Raw genomic sequence first — 25153 nt, 5'->3', positions numbered from 1 at the left:
CATCAAAGCTCGCCAACTTATTAATCAGCAGACACTTACCTTCTTATTCATAATGCTGTCAGCACTATGACAGAGATAAAAGAAAGCGTGTTGATGCGTTCCCGGCGTGAATTTTAAGTCTCTAGACTCAGTGCTAGCGAAATGAGCGCCCAACAACCAACGTGAGAACCAAATCAGTTGGATCGACTGCGACTATTCGAACAAGCCTCTATCCCCCCAAGGGCCCCATGGAGCAGCTGTTTTGTTCGGTTAAGCTCCATAAGCATCCAAACGCCAATCGGACCGGTAAAAAAAATAAAGGCAAGCGCGCTTCGTGAGGCTTAGGCAGGAATTTATCGTTTTGGCGAATGACTGCTATTGGCCGATTCTGTTGAAAAAGTAGCTCCCCTGTCTCGCCTGCGGCAAAATTGCTTCATTGGCCGGCGGGGGATCACACTGCATGATGGGACAGTTATCGAGTGGGCAGGAGCGACTGTTTTACTCGTTCAACCTTGAAGATCACATCCCCGCCAATCACCTTCTGCGCAGCATTGATCGGTGTCTCGATCTGAGCGATTTGCGCCATCACCTCGCCGACTTCTACAGCCCGATTGGGCGCCCGTCGATTGATCCTGAATTGATGATCCGCATGTTGATCGTGGGCTATTGCTACGGCATTCGCTCAGAGCGGCGGTTGTGCGAAGAGGCCCATTTGAACTTGGCGTATCGCTGGTTCTGCCGATTGAGCCTTGAAGATGAAGTCCCCAATCACTCGACCTTTTCCAAAAACCGACACGGCCGCTTTCGGGACAGCGATCTGTTTCGCTGGCTGTTCAATGAAGTGCTGCGTCGTTGCATGGACGCCGGCCTGGTCAAGGGCGAAGGCTTTGCCGTGGACGCCAGCATCATCAAAGCGGATGCCAGCCGGCAGCGCGGTGTACCGGGTGATGAACCGGTCAACTGGAGCGATCCGGCCCTGAGCACCCGCGCCGTGCGTGAGTATCTTGAGGCACTCGATGAAGAGGCTCTGGCCGAAACGCTACCGAAGCGTCTATCGCTGACTGATCCTCAAGCCCGCTGGACCGCAGCTCCAGGTGGCCCAGCGTTCTACGCTTACTCCACGAATTATCTGATCGATACCGAGCACGGCGTGATCATGGATGTGGAACCCACACCGGCTCATCGAACCGCAGAAGTCGAGAGCACCAAGACGATGATCGATCGGGTCGAAGCGCAGTTCGACATCAAGCCGGAACGCCTCATTGGCGACACTGCTTACGGCACCGCGCCGATGCTGGCCTGGATGGTGGAGGAAAAAGACATCGAGCCGCATGTGCCGGTGTGGGACAAAACCGAACGCAAGAACGACAGTTTTTCGAGCAACGATTTCCGCTGGAATGAAGAGACTGAGGAATACTGCTGCCCGGCTGGCAATGCATTACGTAGCGAATGGCGAGCCTTCAAGAACGAGCGTTCGCACGTCACCAAAGCCAACACCATCATCTTCCGATCTAGACAGACTGACTGCGCGACGTGTCCGATGAAAGCCAAGTGCTGCCCGAACACGTCGTTTCGCAAGATCGCTCGCAGCGTTCATGAAGCCGCTCGTGATGTCGCTCGACGCATCGCGGCGACGCCGGAGTACGTGCGCTCTCGCCACGAACGTAAGAAGGTCGAAATGTTGTTTGCCCACCTCAAGCGCATCCTGAAAATGGATCGCTTGCGACTACGGGGCATGAGTGGCGCGACCGATGAGTTCACGCTGGCGGCTGCGGTACAGAACCTGCGTCGACTGGCCAAACTTACATCTCAAGGGCCGCCTGCCCCGGTATAGGTGCGCCTGCACTAAGCCAAAAACCTCAAATTAACCCAATAACAAAGCAACAATGGTCAACGAAGGGCCGAGAAACCACTCAATGTGGTGAGTAGGTTCTCTGGTGGTGGCCGTGCCTGAGTTCAGGTGATCTGAAAATCCGACTTTTTCAACAGAATCGGCCGGTTGCTGCCTGTCGTGGCGAACTTCAATTCACCCACGACGATTTCTTCTAAATTTTCGCCGATCGTCTATTCACAAACGAACTCAGTTTTTCACTACCCATTACATTCTGAGCACGAAAAACGCCATTGAAGAAGCCATGGCAGCATCCTGCTACGCTTGGGTCGCCCGAACTGAATCCAACGCCATACATCTATGCTCCTCAGATTAGTTAATCTCCAGAGCTAGGTATCAGTCTTGCGGTTTTCAGGATCCGATGCCCGCGTAGGGGGCCAAGGCCCGCATCGCAGACATGGCAGAGGCTCGATTTTTACTCGATAGGCTAATGAGTCATTTCTGCAAAGACCCACGCTCCTCACAACGAAGCCTTCTAGAGTCATTTTTTTCATTTTCAAACTCACCGGTTATTTGACGCTGGAAGACTAGCACCCCATGCAAGATCTGCTTCGGCGGAATACATATCGATAACCGCTAAGCTTCGAACCAGGTCAAATTCCAGAGGATCCATGGGTCGCGAAAATGGATAAAACACCCAGGCGCCGAATCTCAGCTCTCGGAGAGCGGGAATGGTTGTCGAGCGAGTTGAGTCGGCATCAGCAATTCATGCCGTTTATTGCGGACGACGAGCAATAAAATTGTTATCCCGAGACGGGAAACGTCGCATTCGACAAAGAGGCTATCAGATCGCTACAGGCTCTTTTTTTAGAATGTAAACGATGGGCAGCTAAAACAGCCCATCGTTTACACTTTAGAAGCATGAAATCTTGAAATTCAGCTAAAAAAACGGGAGCTGGATCAATAACCCCCACACAATCAGCACCTTGAATCGTGCACTAATGTGCGAGGGGCTCGATTACACCGTTGACAAGTAGGCAGAAGAGGGCAACGGATCTGGTGGCCATCTAGTGCTCAGCTCTCAATCGGTCAATCGTGCAAAAGCGGCGATGTTACCACGCTCGCCCGGGTCTTTCAGGTAGACAGCGCCGTCCCGATCGCCAGCAGGCTGACTCCCACATTCGATCTGCGTCATTCACAAATCCTCTGTGGGAGCCAGCCTGCTGGCGATGGTCGCAACTCGGTTTTAATCTTGTTTGTAGCCACGCACTTCATCCACGCCGCGGTTGGCCAACTGGTCGGCGCGCTCGTTGCCATGATGACCAATGTGTCCGCGCACCCATTTCCAGGACACGTTGTGGCGATTGACCTGTTCGTCGAGCATCTTCCACAGGTCGGCGTTCTTGACCGGCTCTTTGGCAGCGGTTTTCCAGCCGCGTTTTTTCCAGTTGGCCATCCACTCGTTGATGCCTTTCATTACGTACTGGGAGTCGGTCACCAGCAGCACGTCGCAGGGACGCTTGAGCTCTTCGAGGCCGCGGATCGCGCCCATCAGTTCCATGCGGTTGTTAGTGGTATTGGCTTCGCCACCCCAGAGTTCTTTTTCAACACCCTTGCACACCAGCAAGGCACCCCAACCGCCAGGGCCAGGATTACCTTTGCAGGCGCCGTCGGTGAAGAGTTCTACGCTATCGCTCATGCCATCTATCCAGAAAATGCGGTGGCTCGCCAATCAACGATCGACGACGCTCGAGACCGGGGCGACCCCGGCCGGAAATTAAAGTAGGTATTACGGTTCGATGTTACGACGATTGACCTTGGCCATCGGCAATGGAATCAGCTTGCCCATCGGCTCGCGGCGTTCTTGTCTCACTGGTCGCAGGCCGACCACTATTTTGCGCGCCACCAATAAATAGAAGCCGCCGCCAGACAATTGCCAGTCTCCGGCCTTGCGCTCCCAACCGGCCAGACGGGTCTGCCAGGCGGGCGAAGCAAGCGGCGGACGATAGCACCCGAAGCGGCGTTTCTCCAGTGCGAAGCCCAGCAGGTTCAGCCAGTCGGCTACCCGCGAAGGAGAAATGCAGCGAGCCTTGCGCAACGCATCATGAGCGAAGACGTGACGCAGGCCCCAACTGCTCCAGGGATTGATCCCGATGATCAGCAGGTGCCCGCCAGGCCGCACGCTACTTGCCGCTTCGCGCAGCAATCCGTGGGGCGACAGACAAAAATCCAGACCGTGCTGCAACACCACCACGTCGGCGGCATGCTCGCTCAACGGCCAGGCCTGCTCCTCGCAGACAATCTCGACCCCAGGCAACGGCGCACCCAGGCGCACATTGCGCTGAACCTGCGGTGCCGGTGGCGGCGTCTGTGCCGACGGGCCGTAATGCACCAGATAGCCGCCGAAGAAGCGCCCAAGCTCGTCTTCGAGCATGCGCCGCTCTTCGTCCAGCAAAAACTGCCCGAGGGGACCAGACAGCCACTCGCGGGCTGCGCTGATCAACGCCAGCCAGTCAGGATCGGCCTGAGCGAACGCTTTATCAGTCATTGCATTCTCCAACGCGCCAGGAAGTTCTAAGATGCGCCATTGTTTACTGCTTGGCGAATCCGACGATGATACAGATCACAGCCCTGCCCGCCTTCACCGATAACTACATCTGGTTGTTACAAGACACCGACACCCAGCGCTGCGCGGTGGTTGATCCGGGCTATGCCGCGCCGGTGCAAGCCTGGCTGGCAGCAAACTCGCAATGGACCCTGAGCGATATTCTGATCACTCACCACCATCATGACCATGTCGGCGGTGTCGAACAGCTGAAGAAAGCGACAAACGCCAAGGTCTACGGGCCGTCCAGCGAATCCATCCCGGCACGTGACGTCGCACTCAAGGATAACGACCGTATCAATGTGCTGGGCCATGACTTCGAGATCATCGCCGTCCCAGGCCATACCCTGGGGCACATTGCTTACTATCATCCTGACCTGCTGTTTTGTGGCGACACTCTGTTTGCCGCCGGTTGCGGTCGTTTGTTCGAGGGCACGCCCCAACAGATGTACCACTCGCTGTCGCGACTCGCGGCCCTTCCCGAGGATACGAAGGTCTACTGCACCCACGAATATACGCTGAGCAATCTGCGCTTCGCTGCCGCCGTCGAACCGGGCAATACGGACACCCTCGATCGTCTCGCTGACGTCACTCGGAAACGGGAAGCCGGGACCATCACACTGCCTTCCACGATAGCCCTGGAAAAGCGCACGAACCCGTTTTTGCGCACCGGTGAAACATCCGTTAAAGAAAAAGCAGATGAACGGACCGGCACCGATAACTCCGCGCCCGATATAGTTTTTGCTGCTCTGCGAGCCTGGAAAGACAAGTTTTAAGCAGCTTGCACGATGGTTCTAAAATTCTGAATGGTTGACCGACGGGGGTGCGCTTTCTAGAATCGCCCGACATTTTTGCCCGGAACTTACTTCCAGCCAATGTCGTCATCTATTCGTAAAGCCATCAATTCGGACGCTTTGTCCCGCCTGGCGCAAGCCATAGCGGTGGCTGTGTCCGCGACATTGGCAGGCTGTTCCAGCCATGTGCCGCAAACCGACGCGGCACACACTCCGAATATTGCCGCGCGCGCCAAGCAGAAGCCCGTCTGGCTCAGTGAAAAGCCGAGCCCGCAGATTCCGCAGGATGTCTGGGAGCGCATGCGCCAAGGCTTCCAGTTGCAGGATGGACTGGGCGTCAACCCGCGCATCGAGCAACAGCGCTTGTGGTTCGCCAGCAATCCATCCTTCCTGGAAAACGCCGGCGAACGCGGCAGCCTCTACATTCATTACATCGTCGAACGTCTTGAAGAGCGCAACATGCCGCTGGAGCTGGCGCTCCTGCCAGTGATTGAAAGCGCCTACAACCCGATGGCCTATTCCCGGGCAGACGCGGTTGGCTTGTGGCAATTCATTCCGTCCACCGGGCGCTACTTCAACTTGCGTCAGACGCGTTTCTACGATGGCCGTCGTGATATCACCGCTTCGACCACAGCCGCGATGGACTACCTGACCCGTCTGCACGATATGTTCAACGGTGACTGGCTGTTGGCCCTCGCCGCCTACAATGCGGGCGAAGGCACGGTCAGCCGGGCCATCGAGCGTAACGAGAGACTTGGCCTGCCAACCGACTACTGGAACCTGCCGCTGCCCGCCGAAACCCAGGCCTACGTGCCGAAGTTGCTGGCTCTGTCGCAAGTGGTCATGGCGCCTGAAGCGTACGGCGTGAACCTCAACCCGATCGCCAACGAACCGTACTTCCAGGTCGTCGAAATCAACCAGCGGATGGACCTGTCCAAGGTTGCAGAAGTCGCCAACATCGACGAAGACGAACTGTTCCAGCTCAATCCGGCCCTCAAGCAGCGCACCACCCTCGACGGCCCCCAGCATCTGCTGGTGCCGACGTCCAAGGCGCAATTGCTGACCACCAGCCTGCAGACCATGCGGCCTGAAGAGCTGATCAGCAAGAAACAGCTCAAGCCGGTTTTTGAAGGTGCAAACGATACCCAGCTAGCGAGTGCCAAGCGCAGCTACCGGGTCAAGCGCGGCGACAACCTTGGCTCCATCGCCAAGGCTAACAACGTTGACATCAAGGACTTGCAGCGCTGGAACAAGCTGAGCGGCAAGAATCTCAAGCCAGGCCAGACGCTGGTCATGCGGGACACCAGCAAACGCAACTCGGGGCGCATCAACACCGTCGTCGCGGCCAAGTCCAAGAGCCAGGACAAGAAGCCTCAGTCGCAGTACAAGGTCCAGCAAGGCGACTCTCTGTACATCGTGGCCAAGCGTTTCAACGTTGAAATGCAGCACCTCAAGCGCTGGAACCCGCGTGTCGGCCAGGCGTTGAAGCCGGGGCAGATGCTGACGGTGTCCAACCCGCATTAAAAAAGAGCCCCTGATTTCAGGGGCTTTTTTTGGGTTCATGCAGGGGAATGCAATACCTGTAGGAGCCGGCTTGCTGGCGATTGGGGCGCCGCGTTTAACCTGTCACAACGCGTCATCTTTGACGACCATCGCCAGCAAGCCGGCTCCTACAGATCGCAAATCCTGACCCGCTGACATTACCCGTCAAGCCCCCGTCTTTTTCCTGTCCATACAAGCTGTTACTGTAACGACCACCAAGCCCAAGCCGCCCGGATCGGATTCCTTATTTGAAGCGTCCCCTCCTCCTGCTCGTGATCAGCCTGGCCTTGAGTTCCACCGCAAGCGCGACGATCAGCGAAAGCCATGGTTATGCGCAGTTCGGCACGCTCAAGTACCCGGCCAGATTTACCCATTTCGACTGGGTCAACCCGCAAGCGCCCAAGGGCGGTACGTTGCGGGTAATGGCGTTTGGCACCTTCGATACGCTCAACCCCTACACCTTCAAGGGCACCAGCCCGGTTGCCACGCCCAATTTCCTGCAATACGGCATTAACGAGCTCAACGAACCGCTGATGGTTGGCACCGGCCAATATGCGCCGTCCGGTGACGAGCCGACCTCCAGTTATGGCCTCATCGCCCAATCGCTGGAGTACAGCGAAGACCGCAGCTGGGTGGTGTTCAACCTGCGCCCGGAAGCGCGCTTCCACGATGGCACCCCGATCACTGCCTATGACGTCGCGTTCTCCTACCGCTTGCTGCTCAAGGAAGGTCATCCGCAGTACCGCACTAACCTTCAGGAAGTGTCGCGGGTCGACATCCTCAACCCGCGGCGCATTCGCTTCGTCTTCAAGCGCGCCGGCAATCCGCTGTTGATCCTGCGCCTCGGCGAGTTGCCGGTATTACCCCGGCACTACTGGAAAGGGCGCGACTTCAAAGCCACGACCTTCGAACCTCCACTGGGCAGTGGACCGTATCGCATCACTTCGGTGACGCCAGGACGGCAAATCGTGTTCGAACGAGTCAAGGATTACTGGGGCAAAGACCTGCCCGTCAATCGCGGCAAGTACAACTTCGATCGCATGGAAGTCGAGTTCTACCGCGACAGCGACGTGGCGTTCGAAGCGTTCAAGGCTGGCGAGTTCGACATTTATATCGAGCATCAGGCGAAGAATTGGGACACCGGTTACAACTTCCCGGCGATCCGCCGTGGCGAGGTGATCAAGGCGCAGATCCCGCACCAGATCCCGACCCAGACCCAGGGCCTGTTCATGAATAGCCGCCGTCCGACATTCGCCGAGGCCAGGGTGCGTGAAGCACTTGGGCTGATGTTCGACTTCGAATGGACCAACCGCACGCTGTTCAGCGGCGCCTACAAGCGCGCCATGAGCTACTACCCCAACAGCGAGTTCACCGCTTCGGGGCTGCCGGTCGGTCATGAATGGCTAATGCTCAAACCCTATCGCGAACAATTACCCGCCAGGCTGTTCACCGAACCGTTCAGCCTGCCGCAGACCCAGGGCCGCGGCATCCCCCGGGAAACCATGCGCAAAGCCCTGGCCTTGCTTGCCGAGGCCGGCTGGAAACTCAATGGTCAGCGCCTGCAGAACGCGATCGGGCAACCGTTGCGCCTGGAGATCCTGCTGGTCAACCCGAACCTGGAACGCATCCTTCAGCCCTACGTCGAGAACCTCGCCAGCATTGGCATCGACGCCAGGCTGCGCACGGTCGACCGCGCCCAGTACAAGCAGCGCCTCGACCAGTTCGATTTCGACATGATTCTGATGACCCTCAACCAGACCCTCAGTCCCGGCCTGGAACAATGGCAGTATTTCCACTCCAGCCAGGTCGGGGTCAAAGGCAGCAAGAATTACGCAGGCATCGCCAACCCGGTGGTCGATCATCTGCTCGAACAACTGCTCGCGGCGAAGAGTCGCGACGAGCAAGTCGCCGCCGGCAAGGCCCTCGACCGGGTACTGCTGTGGCAGCACTACATCATTCCCAACTGGTACCTCAATTATCATCGCCTGGCCTACCGCAATCGGTTCGCCTTCGTCACCACGCCGCCCTATACCCTGGGTTTGAGCGCGTGGTGGCTGAAGTCTTCGGAGAAAGATCAATGAAACCCGCAAGTGCCCTGCTCCTGCAGGCCAGCGCCCTGCTGTTCGCCGGGCTGGCCTGTGCCGCGCCGCAACATGCGCTGACCCTGTACAACGAGCCGCCGAAATACCCGGCCGATTTCAAACACTTCGACTACGTCAATCCGGACGCACCCAAGGGCGGTAAATTCCGTCAGGCCGGGTTCGGTGGCTTCGACAGCCTGAACCCGTTCATCAGCAAAGGGGTCGCCGCCGACGACATCAACCTGATCTACGACACCCTGGCCAAGCAAGGCCTGGATGAACCATTCACTGAATACGGCCTGGTCGCCGGAAAAATCGAAAAGGCCCCGGACAATTCCTGGGTGCGCTTTTACCTGCGCCCCGAAGCACGTTTCCATGACGGCCATCCAATCCGCGCCGAAGACGTGGTCTTCAGTTTCCAGACGCTGATCAAGGACGGCGCGCCGATGTTCCGAGGCTACTACAGCGACGTCGAAGACGTGGTCGCCGAAGATCCGCTCACCGTCCTGTTCAAGTTCAAACACAACAACAACCGCGAATTGCCGCTGATCCTCGGCCAGTTGCCGGTGCTGCCCAAGCATTGGTGGGCCAGCCGCGACTTCAACAAAGGCAACCTGGAGATCCCGCTGGGCAGCGGCCCCTATAAAGTCGCCGAAGTAAAGGCCGGGCGCTCGGTGCGCTATGAACGGGTGAAGGATTACTGGGGCAAGGACTTGCCGGTCAACCGCGGGTTCTACAACTTCGACGTCATGTTGACCGACTATTACCGCGACAACACCGTGGCACTCGAAGCGCTGAAGGCCGGGCAGTTCGATTACTGGCTGGAGATGACCGCAAAGAACTGGGCCAATGCCTACAACATCCCGGCAGTGACCGAAGGCCGGCTGATCAAGGAACAGATCCCCAACGGCAACCCCACCGGGATGCAGGGTTTCGTGTTCAACCTGCGGCGCCCGGTATTCCAGGACGTACGTGTGCGCCAGGCGCTGACGCTGCTGCTGGACTTCGAGTGGACCAACAAACAGTTATTCAACGGCGCCTACGCGCGCACCCGCAGTTATTTCGAGAACTCGGAAATGGCCGCCACCGGCCTGCCGGATGCCGACCAACTGGCGATTCTCGATCCGTTGCGCGGCAAGATTCCGGAACAGGTATTCAGCGAAGCCTTCCAGAACCCGATGACCGACGGCAGCGGCATGATCCGCACCCAGCAGCGCCAGGCCTATCAGTTGCTGCAAGAGGCTGGCTGGCGCATCGTCGATGACAAGATGGTCGATGCCAACGGCAAACCCGTGACCATTGAGTTTCTGCTGGCCCAGACCGAATTCGAACGGGTGTTGTTGCCGTTCAAGCGCAACCTGAGTGACCTGGGCATCGACCTGGTGATTCGCCGGGTCGACGTCTCGCAGTACGTCAACCGCGTGCGCTCACGCGACTTCGACATGATCGTCGGCAGCTTCCCGCAGTCCAGCTCGCCGGGCAACGAACAGCGCGAGTTCTGGATGACTGCGGCCGCCGACAAACCCGGCAGCCGCAACTCCATGGGCCTGAAAGACCCGGTGGTGGACCAACTGGTCGAGCAACTGATAAACGCCGATTCGCGCAAAAGCCTGGTGGCCCACGCCCGTGCACTGGACCGAGTTCTGCAATGGGGCTATTACGTGATCCCTAACTGGCACATCAAGACCTGGCGCGTGGCCTACTGGAACCACATCGGCCATCCTGAGGTCTCGCCCAAATATGACATCGGCATCAACACCTGGTGGATCAAGCCCGATGCCAAACCGGCCATAGAGATCGAAACCAAATTGCAAGTCGACCCTGCGGGCACGGAGTAATCAGATGCTGGCGTATATTTTTCGGCGACTGCTGCTGATCATTCCGACATTGTTCGGCATTTTGCTGATCAACTTCGTGATCATCCAGGCCGCTCCCGGTGGGCCGGTGGAACAAATGATCGCCAAGCTCGAAGGCTTCGAGGGCGCCACCAGCCGCATCGCCGGCGGTGGTGCCGAAGTGTCGGTGGCCGGTTCCGCCTATCGCGGCGCACAGGGCCTGGATCCGGCGCTGATCAAGGAAATCGAGCACATGTACGGCTTCGACAAATCGGCGCCGGAACGCTTGTGGATCATGGTCAAGAACTATGCGGCCCTGGATTTCGGTGACAGTTTTTTCCGCGACGCCAAGGTCATCGACCTGATCAAGGAAAAGATGCCCGTGTCGATCTCCCTCGGGCTGTGGAGCACGCTGATCATGTACCTGGTGTCGATCCCGCTGGGGATCGCCAAGGCCACGCGACACGGCAGCCACTTCGACGTCTGGACCAGTTCGGCGATCATCGTCGGCTACGCGATCCCGGCGTTTCTGTTCGCCATCCTGTTGATCGTGGTGTTTGCCGGAGGCAGTTATCTCGACTGGTTCCCGTTGCGCGGGCTGACCTCGAACAACTTCGATGAGCTGAGCATGGGCGGCAAGATCCTCGATTACTTCTGGCACCTGGCGCTTCCCGTGACTGCGCTGGTGATCGGCAACTTCGCGACCATGACCCTGCTGACCAAGAACAGCTTTCTCGACGAAATCAACAAACAGTACGTGGTCACCGCCAAGGCCAAGGGCCTGACAAACCATCGCGTGCTCTACGGCCACGTGTTCCGCAACGCCATGCTGCTGGTGATTGCCGGTTTCCCGTCGGCGTTCATCGGCATCTTCTTCACCGGTTCGTTGCTGGTGGAAGTGATTTTCTCCCTCGACGGACTCGGCCTGATGAGTTTCGAAGCGGCGATCAACCGCGATTACCCCGTGGTTTTTGGCACGCTGTTCATCTTCACCTTGCTCGGGTTAGTGGTGAAACTGATCGGCGACCTCACCTATACCTTTGTCGATCCACGAATCGACTTCGAAAGCCGGGAGCATTGAGATGAACCTGTCCCCTCTCAATCGCCGCCGCTTCGAACTGTTCAAGGCCAACAAGCGTGGCTGGTGGTCGCTGTGGCTTTTTCTGATCCTGTTCGGTGTCAGCCTCGGCGCCGAGTTGATCGCCAACGACAAGCCCCTGGTGGTGCACTACGACAACAACTGGTACTTTCCGGCGCTCAAGCGTTACCCGGAAACCGCCTTCGGCGGCGAATTTCCGCTGGAAGCCAACTACAAGAGCCCCTACATCCGCGAACTGCTCAAGGCCAAGGACGCCTGGGTGCTGTGGGCGCCGATTCCCTACAGCTACCAAAGCATCAACTACGACTTGAGGGTTCCAGCCCCCGCGCCACCGTCCGCCGACAACCTGTTGGGCACTGACGATCAGGGTCGCGATGTGTTGGCGCGGGTGATCTACGGTTTCCGCGTTTCGGTCCTATTCGCCCTGACGCTGACTATTCTCAGCTCGATCATTGGCGTCATCGCCGGCGCCTTGCAGGGATTCTATGGCGGCTGGGTCGATCTCGCGGGGCAGCGCTTCCTGGAGATCTGGTCCGGGTTGCCGGTGCTGTATCTGCTGATCATCCTCGCCAGTTTCGTCCAGCCGAACTTCTGGTGGCTGCTGGGGATCATGCTGCTGTTCTCCTGGATGAGCCTGGTGGACGTGGTGCGCGCCGAGTTCCTGCGCGGGCGTAATCTGGAATACGTTCGCGCCGCGCGAGCCCTGGGCATGCAGAATGGTGCGATCATGTTCCGCCACATCCTGCCCAACGCCATGGTTTCGACCATGACCTTCATGCCGTTCATCCTCACCGGCGCCATCGGCACCCTGACGGCACTGGATTTCCTTGGTTTTGGCTTGCCGGCAGGCAGCCCGTCCCTGGGTGAATTGGTGGCCCAGGGTAAATCCAACCTGCAAGCACCGTGGCTGGGCATGAGTGCGTTTGCGGTGTTGGCGTTGATGTTGAGTTTGCTGGTGTTCATCGGCGAGTCCGCTCGCGATGCCTTCGACCCGAGGAAGTGAAATGAATCAGGACAATCTGATCGAAGTACGCGACCTCTCCGTCGAATTCGTCGTCGGCGAGCGCTCGCAACGCGTGGTCGAAGGTGTCAGCTTCGACATCAAGCGCGGTGAAACCCTGGCGCTGGTGGGTGAAAGCGGCTCCGGTAAGTCAGTGACGGCGCATTCGATCCTGCGCCTGCTGCCCTACCCGCTGGCACGGCATCCGTCGGGCACTATCGAGTATTCCGGGCAGGATTTACTGAGCCTTAAAGAAAAAACCATCCGCCACATCCGCGGCAACCGGATCGCGATGATCTTCCAGGAGCCGATGACCTCGCTGAACCCGCTGCACTCAATCGAGAAGCAGATCAACGAGGTACTGGGCATCCACAAGGGCCTGATCGGAAAGGTCGCAACCAAACGCACCCTGGAATTGCTGGAGATGGTCGGCATTCCTGAACCGCAAAAGCGTCTCAAAGCCCTGCCCCACGAACTGTCCGGCGGGCAGCGCCAGCGCGTCATGATTGCCATGGCCCTGGCGAACGAGCCGGAACTGCTGATTGCCGACGAACCCACCACCGCGCTGGACGTGACCGTTCAGCTGAAAATTCTCGAATTGCTGAAGGAATTGCAGGCCCGTTTGGGCATGGCGTTGCTGCTGATCAGCCACGATTTGAACCTGGTGAAAAGAATTGCGCATCGCGTATGTGTCATGCAGCGCGGTTGCATCGTCGAACAGGCATCGTGCGAAGAGTTGTTCCGCGCGCCGCAGCATCCGTACACTCGGACCCTGCTGGCAGCGGAGCCCAGCGGCGCACCGGCGACCAACGTGATTGGCCCGCCATTGCTGGCGGTCGAGGACCTGAAAGTCTGGTTCCCGATCAAGAAAGGTTTGCTGAAAAAGACCGTGGATTACGTCAAGGCCGTCGACGGTATCAATTTCAGCCTGCCCCAGGGTCAGACGTTGGGGATTGTGGGAGAAAGCGGTTCCGGCAAGTCGACACTGGGTCTGGCGATCCTGCGGTTGATCGGCAGTACAGGCGCCATCCGTTTTGAAGGCAAGCAGCTAGACTGCCTGACGCAGCAGCAGGTTCGTCCGCTGCGCCGGGAAATGCAGGTGGTGTTTCAGGACCCCTTCGGCAGCTTGAGCCCACGAATGTGCGTGAGCCAGATCGTTGGCGAAGGCCTGCGGATCCACAAGATGGGCACCGAGGCGGAACAGGAACAAGCGATTATTGCAGCACTCAAGGAGGTAGGCCTGGATCCGGAAACCCGGAACCGCTACCCCCATGAATTTTCCGGTGGGCAACGGCAGCGAATCGCCATTGCCCGGGCACTGGTGCTAAAACCGGCGCTGATTCTGCTGGACGAGCCGACTTCGGCCCTCGACCGCACCGTTCAACGCCAAGTGGTGGAGCTTTTACGATCGCTGCAAAGCAAGTACAACCTGACGTATCTGTTTATCAGCCATGACCTGGCTGTGGTGAAAGCGCTGAGCCACCAGCTGATGGTGGTCAAGCATGGCCAAGTGGTCGAACAGGGTGACGCGCAAAGCATTTTTGCCGCCCCCCAACATCCGTATACACAGCAGTTGCTGGAAGCCGCCTTTTTGGCACCAGCCACTGCGCAATAACCTGAAAAGAGGAGCAACACATGGGTTTTCTCGCCGGTAAGCGCGTACTGATCGTCGGTGTCGCCAGCAAGCTGTCCATCGCATCCGGCATCGCTGCCGCCATGCATCGCGAGGGCGCTGAGCTTGCCTTCACTTATCAGAACGACAAACTCAAGGGTCGTGTTGAAGAGTTCGCACAAGGCTGGGGTTCGAGCCCTGAGCTGTGCTTCCCGTGCGACGTGGCCAGCGACGCCGAAATCGCCAAGGTCTTCGAAGAGCTGAGCAAGAAATGGGATGGCCTGGACTGCATCGTGCATTCCGTGGGCTTCGCCCCGGGCGACCAACTGGACGGCGACTTCACCGAAGCCACTACCCGTGAAGGTTTCCGCATCGCTCACGACATCAGCGCCTACAGCTTCGTGGCCCTGGCCAAGGCTGGTCGCGAAATGATGAAAGGCCGCAACGGCAGCCTGCTGACCCTGTCGTACCTGGGCGCCGAGCGCACCATGCCGAACTACAACGTGATGGGCATGGCCAAGGCTTCCCTGGAAGCTGGCGTGCGTTACCTGGCCGGCTCCCTGGGCCCGGACGGTACCCGCGTCAACTGCGTTTCGGCTGGCCCGATCCGTACCCTCGCCGCATCCGGCATCAAGAACTTCCGCAAGATGCTGGCCGCCAACGAAGCGCAAACCCCGCTGCGTCGTAACGTCACCATTGAAGAAGTCGGCAACGCCGGCGCCTTCCTGTGCTCGGACCTGGCGTCCGGCATCAGCGGCGAAATCATGTACGTGGACGGTGGCTTCAACACCACTGCGATGGGCAACCTCGAAGAGTGATCTTCGGTTAGCCAATAAAAAAACCCGCCTGCCTGGCGGGTTTTTTATTGGCTGCGATCTATTGAGGCTTACACGACGGTCTTGCCTTCACGATGATCAGCAAAGAACGCCTTGCCCTTGCCGATCCGGTCGGAAGCCTTTGGCATGTTCACAGCCTGGGTGTCCTGCGTATCCACATACCAATAGCAATGGCTCACTGCCCGGGTAATGCCAACGTACGCCAGACGCAAGATTTCGTCCTTCTGCGCGTTGTCGTAAGGCTCGCTGTCACCCGCCTTGCCCAAACCCGCCATGCGATACACCTGATTTTTGTAGGGAGAGCTGGTCAGATGCTGACAGTCGCCCAGCAAGAACACCGCATCAGCCTGAAGGCCTTTGGCGCTGTGATAGGTCAACTGTTTCAGGCGTCGTTCTTCATACGGCAAGCTAGAATCGACATTAATTACTGACTGAATATGCTCTTCAATCAATAACTTATCGCTACTTTTTCGATATAGCATCAAGATTGAATCGCCCTTGCGGTAGTGCTCGATCAGACGCTTCGCCATCCCCGGGTCATCCCGCTCCAGCACATTGACCGGCAGCAATTCTTTGAGCCCGCCGCTGGCCTTGGCCTTTTTGCCTGCGATCGCTGGTGCCGCGCGAACGATATGCTCAGCGGCGTCGATGATGTGTTGGTGGCTGCGATAGTTATCGCTGAGCATGACTTTAGTGGTACTCGGCGAAGAGAATTCCTTGTTGAACTCCATGAAGTAGCTTGGAGAACTACCGCGCCAGCCGTAAATCGACTGCCAGTCATCCCCGACACACAGCAACGAAGAGCGTTGCGCTCCCCGCCCCACGTGCATGGACGGGCCGCGACTGCGAATCTCGGCCAGGCTGGCGCGGATCCACGACACGATTTGCGGTGATACATCCTGGAACTCGTCGATCATCAAGTGCGACAGCGGCCTGAGCAGTTCATCGCTGAGCAGCTTGAGGTTTTCCGGGGAATGCTCGCTGAACAAGGCGAACATCCGGTTGTACGTCATGATCGGTGGTTTTTGGTCGAGTAGATGATCTTCCAGCGCTCGCCAGTACAGGCTCAATGCCTCGAAGAAAAACCGGTCCGGGTCGTCCTTGGAAAAACTCATCTGGCCAACGGCGGTCGGTACATCCAGGCCCAGGTTTTCGATAAACCCGGCGGCGGCGACGAAACTGTCCAGCAATGGCGCCGAAGCGATCTCGCCTTTTACCTTGTAATCAAAGCCTGGCCCTGCACTGGCGTCGCCGGCCAGCGAGGCTAGAACACGCTTGGATGACTCGTAACTATCTAACCATATCAACGGCTTACGACAGAAAGCTTGAAACAGGGTGCGCTTGACCGCCCATTCCGCACGCACGCTCAGCTTCGCATTCGGACGGGTGACCTGCGGGTTTTCCCGAGGATCGAAACCGAGTACCACCCAAGCGTCAAGGGACGGAATGTAGCCGTGGCAATGAAAGGAAGAACCGTTGATATCGAAGGTCTGGCGCTTGGGATCAATACCTTTGATCGGCCAGGCCCCAGCCCGAAACCACAAATCCTCGATGGTGTCGCAGAGCTCTTCATCGCGCTTGGCGGCCAGTTCGGTCACGGCCATGCGCTTCTGCACATCCGGGTGGTCGCGCTCCAGTTCCTTGAGCTGCAAGGCGTGGCGCGACATAGGTTTGATTAATTCACGGAAACGCTCATCACGGGTGTGCAAGGCCTGATAACAGGCGTTGAGTTGCTGGCGCTGAGCGTCGTTGATACGCAGATCGAACGGATTGCTGTCGACCTCTTCATCGCCGTTTTGCGCACGATGGCTGAGATTCTCAAAAGCTTGCAGGCGTTCGAAGCCTGGCAAGCTGCGAACCATCGGCAGGATCCGCGAGTGGAAGGTACGCACCAGGTCGCGCGCGTCCTTGTGGCTGAGCGCCCGTCCCCACAGCGCAAAGAGTTCGATCAGTTTGTTGATGAAGTCCTTGCGCGATTCGCGGGTGAAAGTCACCACGGTCATCGAACTCAGCTCGAAGCCCAAATAATGCGTCAGCAACACAATGCGCAGCACCAGGGTCGTCGACTTGCCCGCGCCTGCGCCAGCAATCACTGAGGTCGATGGCGTATCACTGAAGATCATCTTCCACTGGGCGACGCTGGGTTGCGCGTGAGCTGGCAGCAGCCGGGCGACATCGGCCTTCATGCGCTTCTTCAACTCCGCGGTCAATGGCAGGCGCCAGTCGTCGAACAGATGATCATCGATGTTGGGAGGCCGATGCTCGGTCGAGCGCGAATCGCGTATCAACAGGACCTGCCGGCCTTCTTCCAATCCTTCGAGCTTGCCTTCCTTGTAGCCATAGTCGACGCCAGCAATGTGACCGCTGCGAAAGCCATCAGCCTGACCGTGCAACCATGACGCACGGTGTTGCGCGCGCAGGCGCGTCAGGCCGTGACCAAAGAATCGCGCGGCCAGGCGTTTGAGCAGCGGAATCTCGGACAGAGGACGAAGTTCAGGCGGAAGATCGGGGGTGTGTTGCGGCACGCGGACTGACTCCAGGGTGTGAGGCTGTTGAAGGCTATGGTGTCTGCATTTGCCTTTGAGTTCTAGTGAAATGCTTATGACTCATTGGCTTAGGTGATGAACTGAAGGCTGGATAAGAATGTTTCGAGACTACTTCACATCAACTGATTCGATTGTTATGAGGCATTTTTTACGCTTTTTATCGATCAGTGCCTGACGGATGATGCCCACCATCAACCACCGGTCTCGCTTCGTGGTCCAGGCGCACCGCCCCATGACGAACCTTTCAGGAGACGATCATGCTTGAACTCAGACCTTTCAATTCCCTCGGTGGCGCTCACCATGGCTGGTTGGATGCCCATCACCATTTTTCGTTCGCCGAGTACCACGACCCGAAACGCATGAACTGGGGCAACCTTCGGGTCTGGAACGACGACGTAATCGCTCCCGGCACCGGGTTCCCGCAGCACCCGCATCGGGACATGGAAATCATCACTTATGTCCGCGAAGGTGCGATCACCCACCAGGACAACCTGGGCAACAAGGGTCGTACTGAAGCGGGTGACGTTCAGGTCATGAGCGCCGGCACCGGGATCGCTCACAGCGAATACAACCTGGAAGCGACGCCGACCAAGATTTTCCAGATCTGGATCATTCCTAACGAATCCGGCCTGGCACCATCCTGGGGCGCCAAGCCGTTTCCGAAAGGTCAGCGCGAAGGCTTCGTGACCCTGGCCAGCGGCAAGGCCGGAGATGATCAAAGCCTGCGTATCCGCGCCGATGCGCGCTTGGTGGCGGCGAACCTGAAGGCCGGTGAAACCGCTGAATATCAGCTGGACAGTGGCCGTCGCGCTTACCTCGTGCCCGCCACGGGTGTGATTGAAGTCAATGGCTTGCGTGCACAAGCTCGCGATGGTGTTGCGGTTGAGCGGGAACAGGTGTTGCGGGTAACCGCTATCGAGGACAGCGAGATCGTGTTGGTGGATCTGGCTTGATGCTGTAAATGCCGGGCAAAAAAGGGGCGACCATTTTTGGTCGCCCCTTTGTTTATGCGGCGCCAATACTGCAGTCACCGCTGGCAAGCCAGCGCCTACAGGTTCGGTGTGATCCCTGTGGGAGCTGGCTTGCCAGCGATGGGGCCCTTACTTACTTCGCAGAAATCGCGCCATCCACTAGGGTTTGCGCCTCAGCCACCAACTGCTTGAGGTGATCGTCGCTGACAAAGCTTTCGGCGTAAATCTTGTAGATGTCTTCAGTGCCCGACGGACGCGCCGCAAACCAGCCGTTTTCGGTCATGACCTTCAAACCGCCAATCGCCTGGTTGTTACCCGGGGCGTGGCTCAAAATGCTCTGGATCGGTTCCCCCGCCAATTCGGTCGAGGTGACCTGATCCGGCGACAACTTGCTCAGCAGGGCTTTTTGTTCCGGGTTGGCCTTGGCATCCACACGCACCGAGAACGGTTCGCCCAATTCATCCGTTAACGCGCGATAAGCCTGGCTCGGGTCCCGACCAGTGCGTGCGGTCATTTCCGCGGCCAGCAGAGCCGGGATCAGCCCGTCCTTGTCCGTGCACCAGACGCTACCGTCCTTGCGCAGGAACGAAGCACCGGCGCTCTCTTCACCGCCAAAGCCCAGCGATCCGTCGAACAGACCATCGGCAAACCACTTGAAGCCGACCGGCACTTCGTACAGACGACGTCCCAGGCGTTTTGCCACGCGATCGATCAAACCGCTGCTTACCACGGTTTTACCCACGGCCGCGTCGGCGCGCCATTGCGGACGGTTCTGGAACAGGTAGTCGATCGATACCGCGAGGTAATTGTTCGGCGCCAGCAGACCGCCGGACGGAGTCACGATGCCGTGGCGGTCGTGATCCGGATCGCAGGCAAACGCCACGTCGAAGCGCTCTTTCAGGCCGATCAGGCCCTGCATGGCGTGGGTGGACGATGGGTCCATGCGGATCTGGCCATCCCAGTCGACGGTCATGAAACGGAAGGTCGAGTCCACCTGCTTGTTCACCACCTCCAGGTCCAGACGGTAGTGCTCGGCAATTGCCGACCAGTAGCGCACCCCTGCTCCGCCCAGCGGATCGACACCCAGATGCAGCTTGGCGTCGCGGATGGCGTCGAAGTCGATGACGTTGATCAGGTCGGCGACGTAGGTGTTCACGTAGTCATGACGATGGGTGGTGCCGGCCTTCAACGCCTGCTCGTAGCTGATGCGTTTGACGCCGGCGAGCTTGTTGCCCAGCAGCTCGTTGGCCTTGGCTTCGATCCACTTGGTGATGTGGGTATCGGCCGGACCACCGTTGGTAGGGTTGTATTTGTAGCCACCGCTTTGCGGCGGGTTGTGGGATGGCGTAATAACGATGCCGTCTGCCAGGCCAGTGGTACGGCCGCGGTTGTAGCAAAGAATCGCGTGGGAAATGGCCGGGGTCGGGGTGAATTCGTCACCTTCGGCAATCATCACGGTCACGCCGTTGGCGGCGAGCACTTCCAGGGCGCTGGCCCCGGCCGGCGTAGACAACGCGTGGGTGTCGATGCCTACAAACAGCGGGCCATCGATGCCCTGGGCTTCGCGATACAGGCAGATCGCCTGGCTGATCGCCAGAACGTGCCATTCGTTGAAACTCAAGTCGAATGAGCTACCCCGGTGCCCGGATGTACCAAAGGCGACCCGCTGGGTCGAGATGGCGGCATCGGGCTGGCCGGTGTAATAAGCCGTTACCAGTCGCGGGATGTCGACCAACAATTCTGCCGGTGCCGGTTTACCCGCAAAAGGACTGAGAGTCATGCAAAAACCTCTGGAGTGGTTCAGGATTAGGGACGCAGTTTACTGGCACTTTGACCGTAGCGCGATGGGATCGATCCATCAGTGTGGACGATGTTTTCAAGCCCTGCTCAGTCGATCGTTTCCAGGCGCAAGGCGTCTCCCAACAAACTCAGCGCGACAGCGAGGTCGTGATCGCCGCCGACGGCGTGACTCAAGCGCAGGTGTTGCGCATGCAGGCCTTGCAGACTGAAGAGTTCGCCCGGCGCTATCACCACCTGGTGTTTGAGCAGGCGCTGGAACACCCGACGCACATCGACGCGGCGCAAGGAACGAACCCAGATGGTCGCACCTCCCTGAGGCTCGACGAACTGCAAAGCTTCACCCAACCGTTCCTGCAGCAGTTGCGTCATCTGCACCTTGCCGTCCTTGAGTCGCCGCCGTAGCACCTGCAAGTGCTGGTCGATGCGTCCATTGCTGTACAAACGAGCGATGGCCTTCTGGCGAATCGGTGACAGCCGAAAGGCACGAAACAGAAAGTGTCGCTGCAATTCAGCGCGCAGATGGCGCGAAAGCAGATAACCGTAGGGGGCTTCCGCACCGATGATCTTTTCGAACGTGGAGAACACAATCAGCCGCTCGGGCGCCAATAGCTCGCGAAACCGCAAGCCATCCGTTTCGAATCCAAGTTCACCGTAACAATCGTTTTCCAGCACCCAACTGTCATGCCGTTCCAGCAGGTATGCCACAGACAACCGGTTTTCGTTGGATGCCCTGCTGCCTCGGGGCATGCTCAGTGCGGATGAAACCATCACCAATCGCACCGGTTCGGTTTTCAGTACCTCCTCCAGGTGATCGATATCCAGACCGCCGTCAGCCAGGACCGGCCATTCGATCACCCGCACGCTCGCGGCCTGAAGCAAACGCAATATCGCCCAGTCACACGGCGACTCGACCACCACCGTGGTGCCCTTGAGGGCGAGCACGTCGATCAATATCTCCAGCACGCCACGAAGGTCCGCGCCAATGTAAACGTCATCGGCGTGCCAGCAGCGCATGGGTGACGTGGTGTAGCGCGCGGCCAGCGCCATGCGCAACTCCAGTTCGCCGCAAGGTTGCGAAACCGGCTGCGACGCTCGCGGGTATTGTCGGAGCAGCTCTCTTTCGAGCAACAACAAAGGGCTGTCGAGCGGCTGCAGCAACGCCGGCTCGTCGGCGCTCAGCACCAGCATTCCAGGGCGTCGAGCGTTCACATAAACGGTTTCGAGAAGGTCATTGCCACTGTAGAGCGTATTGATAGAGGGCATTGGCAGTGCGAAGTAACCGGATTTGGCCACGGAATAGACGCGACCTTCCTTTTCCAACAGTGAGTACGCGTACTGAATGGTCGATATCGACACGTTCAACCGCCCTGCCAACTGGCGCAACGATGGCAACCGTACGCGTGTATCGCTGACAGGCTCACTGATCAGGCTGGTGAGGTAACGGTATACGGCCTGGTACGCGAAATCGGTTTCACGGGGCCCTTTCATGGCAAGGGGCCGAATGCCTGGCGGATGACATTCACTTTCAACGACCTGCTGACTTTTCACAGCTCACGGACGTCACGTCGTCGGCTTCGATCAGAGATCCCGTATCGCTCGTCGTATCAATCACCTGGCCTTGACGCGCGGATACCGGTCCCATTTGGTAGAGCTTGCCAATCTGGCTGACAGACAAACCGCTGACGTCAACCATCCATTGCATGATCTGGTCGGCAACCGTATGCCCCTGCATGGCACGGTGCAAGTCAGGCATCGCAACGAGCATGCCCGGATGGCACTGGCGCAAGAAGCGTTCAAGCATTGCGCCCTGTTCGACAAATGGCGCGAACAGCAGGCACACCCATTGGGCCTCGTTCAAACCAAGGGTACGTTGAGCTTCGGCGGCTGTCCGCACACGCTGTTCAGCCAGCACCTCCGGTTGACCGAAGGCCTCCACCACTTGCTCACACAGACGCTCCGGTAGCTGCTTGCGGCGCATCATTACCAGAGCGCGTTGCAGGTATTGCGCGACACCCGCCGCGTAGGTGCGACTCTGCATGAAGCAGGACTGCAACCCATGAATATGCGCCGCGACAGAGAAGCTGACGAATTCGTTATCGCTGAGTTGAGCAGCCACCTCGTCTGCCTTGAACCCGAGAAATTCGCTGAGCAGCGGCCAACGTTCTTCCAGATTGCTGACCAACAGATCGTGAATGCTGATGAAAGTACTACGGCGACAAGACTCGAATTGCTCTGCCGGACGCCACGGCGCTTGCTCCTGTTCGGGAAAAAATCCCTGGTACCAGTCGCTACCCATGGCGTCGAGCAGCGGGAACAGCGCGCTGTAACCGGGCTCGTGGTGATCCGGTGTAGCGATTCCGGCCTTGGCGGCCGCGCGTTTCAACCCCTCGATAAACTGCTTCTGTTGACGGGGTGTGTCGCCGCTCACCAACGCATCGACACCATGGTTCCATCGGGCGATTTGTCCATAGAACTCGCCCGTGGCCAGATAGCCATCGTCGGCCAGCTCAAGCGGCCCGTCCGAAGTGCAGCGATGGCCCATCATCAGCAAGTTCATCCGACTGGCCTCGCGCCCGGTTTCGCAAATTGGCGCCTCATGATCGAACGGCAAGACTTCGCGGTGATCGACCATCAGCACTTCGACCCGGGGATCGTCGTAGACGAACAAGGCACTGCAGGTGCGATGGATGTTTTCCAGCGCGGTCTGGCTGTTGCCATTCAGGCGCAGGGTCGCCACCCGCAACTTGAACGACGCCGGCGCCCGAGTGGCAATCGTCAACTGAGCTGCGCGCAGCAATGCCAGGCTGTAACAGCTGTCACGGGAACCGGTCTGGACCGCCAGCACCTTGTAGTCGCCTATTCGATCCATGCCTCCGGCGGCGACTGCCAAGCGTTGAATCAACAACTGCAATGCTGTGCGCTCGGCGCGGGAAAAAAAACTCAGCAGGCGCTGCAGCACTTGTTGATAGACATAGTTCATCGCTTGATCATGAATGTTGGTCATCTTGATTTACCTGGTGCTCGTAAGTTCGATACGGTGCAAACAGCTGCGCGCACAGTGCAAGGGATTGCCTGGGCATGATTGAAGTTCGGGACTTTATTGCTAAATGCTAACACTTAAGTTTTTAAGCCAACATTTGAATTGTTTGGCAGGTACTGGCGCAATGCACACCTTCAGAACCGCTGAAAAGCCCGGCAGGCTGGGCCTGATGCGAATATGCCATGCGTCCTAGGAAATGTCCGACACATTCCCACAGACGTTTAGTACAAGAAATAAAGAAAGAAGTTATCCGCTTTTTTTCGGAAACTTCGAAGAAGTCTACTAGTTGTTGATATTTCATCAACCGTGGACATTGAAAAGTATCAGCCTGATACCCAGTCATGACTCATTCCTTGAGATGAAAGTAATCATCCAATTATCAGGGCTTGGATATTGATTAGAAGCTACAGATCGAGAGCAAAAACCAGTTCAGTTGCTGAACCGGCCCATCGACAGGTCAATGGGACGTCTCGTATTGGCGGGTGCTAAAAGTAAAAGTCCGTGCGGGCACGGACTTTTTGAGGGGGTTAAGCCGGTTCGACCTGAAGGGCGACCCGTTCGCGGCATGGGCATTCGTCCATGTAGCGGTGCGCCTCGACCACCTGCGCAAATGGAAAGACCCGAGTCTTGAGCGGCAGCAGCACGCGATCGGCGGTCAGCTGGTTGATGTCGCGCAAGGCACGCTGCAGTGCCACCTGGTCCTGGATGATGCCCAGCTCAGGCTTGCCGGTGAAGTTGCCGATGCAGTGCACAAAGAACTGAATGTTCTTCTGGAACGCCGCACAAGCCGGGAATGGCGTCTGGTTACCGCCTTGCAGGCCGTATAGGACCAGGCTGCCGCGCGGTGCCAGCACATCGCCAAGCAGCGACATCTGTGGGCCACCCAAACCATCGAACACCACATCCACGCCGCGGTTGTCGGTGATTTTGTTAATCCGCATCAGCAGATCTTCTTCTTCGGTGACGATCACTTTCTCGGCACCCAGCGACAGCAGGTATTCGCGCTCATCCGCCGTTTTAGTGGCGGCGATCACGCGTACGCCCAAGGCTTTGCCCAGTTGTACGAACGAAGGGCCGGCGCAGTGACTGGCGTCGGTGACCAGGGCAAATTGCCCGGGTTTGACTCGTGCCAGATCGACGTAGCCGAAATAAGCGATCAACAGTGGCGTGTAATGCACGCTGGCTTCGATCGGGCTGAGCACGTCGGGATAACGGGTCAGCGACGAGCGCGGCAGCACAATCAACTCGCCGTAGACCGGATAATCGTTCGGGCTTTGAGCCGGGAAACTGGCGACCTTGTCACCGACAGCCAGGTCATCGACACCCTCACCGACCGCAGTGACGACACCGGCCATTTCCTGGCCAATACCGGCAGGCAGTTGAGCACGGGACGACGCCAGGTTCTGGCGCCAGAGGGTGTCATACCAACTGATGCCAATGGCTTCGACGCGCACCTGCACTTCACCCGGTGCAGGCAAAGCAGCCGCATGCTCTTCGCATTTGAGCACCTCGGCCGGACCAAATTTGTGAAAACGGATCGTGCGGGACATCGCAAACCTCGCCAAATAAACCTCTAATGCCA

The 25153-nt window shown here is 58.1% G+C and carries 18 protein-coding genes; 10 read left to right on the top strand and 8 right to left on the bottom strand.

Features of this window, described 5'->3' with window-relative positions:
- The first annotated feature begins 439 nt into the window (after nucleotides 1–439).
- The gene (locus ABVN21_RS08915) at nucleotides 440–1813 is read left to right on the top strand and encodes an IS1182 family transposase (protein WP_339554477.1); all 1374 of its coding nucleotides are present in this window, start codon (nucleotides 440–442) and stop codon (nucleotides 1811–1813) included.
- Nucleotides 1814–3056: 1243 nt separating this feature from the next.
- Here the strand turns inward: ABVN21_RS08915 and rnhA are convergent.
- Together rnhA and ABVN21_RS08905 are read right to left on the bottom strand one after the other, a co-directional pair.
- Complete coding sequence (rnhA, locus tag ABVN21_RS08910; protein ID WP_339554476.1) at nucleotides 3057–3509, bottom strand: ribonuclease HI; 453 nt, start codon at nucleotides 3507–3509, stop codon at nucleotides 3057–3059.
- Nucleotides 3510–3599: 90 nt separating this feature from the next.
- Nucleotides 3600–4358 (bottom strand): methyltransferase domain-containing protein, encoded by a 759-nt coding sequence (locus ABVN21_RS08905; RefSeq protein WP_339554475.1) that lies wholly within the window; start codon nucleotides 4356–4358, stop codon nucleotides 3600–3602.
- Between the two features lie 65 nt (nucleotides 4359–4423).
- Between ABVN21_RS08905 and gloB the strand changes: the two genes are divergently transcribed.
- The 8 genes from gloB (at nucleotide 4424) to fabI (ending at nucleotide 15196) form a co-directional block, all read left to right on the top strand.
- Nucleotides 4424–5191: a hydroxyacylglutathione hydrolase gene (gene gloB / locus ABVN21_RS08900; protein WP_339554474.1), complete on the top strand. Its 768-nt coding sequence runs from the start codon at nucleotides 4424–4426 to the stop codon at nucleotides 5189–5191.
- A 99-nt stretch (nucleotides 5192–5290) separates the two neighbouring features.
- Nucleotides 5291–6733 carry a LysM peptidoglycan-binding domain-containing protein gene (locus ABVN21_RS08895; RefSeq protein ID WP_339554473.1) on the top strand — a complete coding sequence of 481 codons (1443 nt, stop codon included), beginning with the start codon at nucleotides 5291–5293 and terminating at the stop codon, nucleotides 6731–6733.
- 266 nt (nucleotides 6734–6999) lie between these two features.
- Nucleotides 7000–8832: an extracellular solute-binding protein gene (locus ABVN21_RS08890; RefSeq protein ID WP_339554472.1), complete on the top strand. Its 1833-nt coding sequence runs from the start codon at nucleotides 7000–7002 to the stop codon at nucleotides 8830–8832.
- On the top strand, nucleotides 8829–10670 hold the full coding sequence (locus ABVN21_RS08885; protein ID WP_339554471.1) for an extracellular solute-binding protein: 1842 nt from the start codon (nucleotides 8829–8831) through the stop codon (nucleotides 10668–10670). The genes ABVN21_RS08890 and ABVN21_RS08885 overlap by 4 nt, the downstream gene beginning before the upstream one ends.
- A gap of 4 nt (nucleotides 10671–10674) precedes the next feature.
- Entirely contained in the window at nucleotides 10675–11748 is a 1074-nt protein-coding gene (locus ABVN21_RS08880; RefSeq protein WP_339554470.1) for a microcin C ABC transporter permease YejB, read from the top strand.
- A gap of 1 nt (nucleotide 11749) precedes the next feature.
- Complete coding sequence (locus tag ABVN21_RS08875; protein WP_339554469.1) at nucleotides 11750–12769, top strand: ABC transporter permease; 1020 nt, start codon at nucleotides 11750–11752, stop codon at nucleotides 12767–12769.
- A gap of 1 nt (nucleotide 12770) precedes the next feature.
- On the top strand, nucleotides 12771–14381 hold the full coding sequence (locus ABVN21_RS08870) for an ABC transporter ATP-binding protein (protein ID WP_339554468.1): 1611 nt from the start codon (nucleotides 12771–12773) through the stop codon (nucleotides 14379–14381).
- A 20-nt stretch (nucleotides 14382–14401) separates the two neighbouring features.
- The gene (fabI, locus tag ABVN21_RS08865) at nucleotides 14402–15196 is read left to right on the top strand and encodes an enoyl-ACP reductase FabI (protein ID WP_020799278.1); all 795 of its coding nucleotides are present in this window, start codon (nucleotides 14402–14404) and stop codon (nucleotides 15194–15196) included.
- A gap of 68 nt (nucleotides 15197–15264) precedes the next feature.
- Here the strand turns inward: fabI and ABVN21_RS08860 are convergent, their stop codons facing one another.
- Nucleotides 15265–17739 carry a UvrD-helicase domain-containing protein gene (locus tag ABVN21_RS08860; protein ID WP_339554467.1) on the bottom strand — a complete coding sequence of 825 codons (2475 nt, stop codon included), beginning with the start codon at nucleotides 17737–17739 and terminating at the stop codon, nucleotides 15265–15267.
- A 278-nt stretch (nucleotides 17740–18017) separates the two neighbouring features.
- Between ABVN21_RS08860 and ABVN21_RS08855 the strand changes: the two genes are divergently transcribed.
- Entirely contained in the window at nucleotides 18018–18713 is a 696-nt protein-coding gene (locus tag ABVN21_RS08855; RefSeq protein WP_339554466.1) for a pirin family protein, read from the top strand.
- Nucleotides 18714–18864: 151 nt separating this feature from the next.
- On the opposite strand, the gene pgm is transcribed toward ABVN21_RS08855, so the two are convergent.
- From pgm to ABVN21_RS08830, 5 genes are all read right to left on the bottom strand, one after another.
- Nucleotides 18865–20511: a phosphoglucomutase (alpha-D-glucose-1,6-bisphosphate-dependent) gene (pgm, locus tag ABVN21_RS08850; protein WP_339554465.1), complete on the bottom strand. Its 1647-nt coding sequence runs from the start codon at nucleotides 20509–20511 to the stop codon at nucleotides 18865–18867.
- Nucleotides 20512–20618: 107 nt separating this feature from the next.
- Nucleotides 20619–22019, bottom strand: coding sequence for a PLP-dependent aminotransferase family protein (locus ABVN21_RS08845; RefSeq protein ID WP_339554464.1), 1401 nt, complete (start codon nucleotides 22017–22019; stop codon nucleotides 20619–20621).
- Between the two features lie 37 nt (nucleotides 22020–22056).
- The gene (locus ABVN21_RS08840) at nucleotides 22057–23535 is read right to left on the bottom strand and encodes a hypothetical protein (protein WP_339554463.1); all 1479 of its coding nucleotides are present in this window, start codon (nucleotides 23533–23535) and stop codon (nucleotides 22057–22059) included.
- Between the two features lie 121 nt (nucleotides 23536–23656).
- Nucleotides 23657–23914 (bottom strand): hypothetical protein, encoded by a 258-nt coding sequence (locus tag ABVN21_RS08835; protein ID WP_339554462.1) that lies wholly within the window; start codon nucleotides 23912–23914, stop codon nucleotides 23657–23659.
- Between the two features lie 184 nt (nucleotides 23915–24098).
- Nucleotides 24099–25121 carry a zinc-dependent alcohol dehydrogenase family protein gene (locus ABVN21_RS08830; protein WP_339554461.1) on the bottom strand — a complete coding sequence of 341 codons (1023 nt, stop codon included), beginning with the start codon at nucleotides 25119–25121 and terminating at the stop codon, nucleotides 24099–24101.
- Nucleotides 25122–25153: the final 32 nt, after the last annotated feature.

This window comes from Pseudomonas sp. MYb327, assembly GCF_040438925.1.
Taxonomy (GTDB): Bacteria; Pseudomonadota; Gammaproteobacteria; order Pseudomonadales; family Pseudomonadaceae; genus Aquipseudomonas.
The sequence above is the reverse complement of the archived record's forward strand: the minus strand, read 5'-3'. Positions and strand labels throughout refer to the sequence as shown.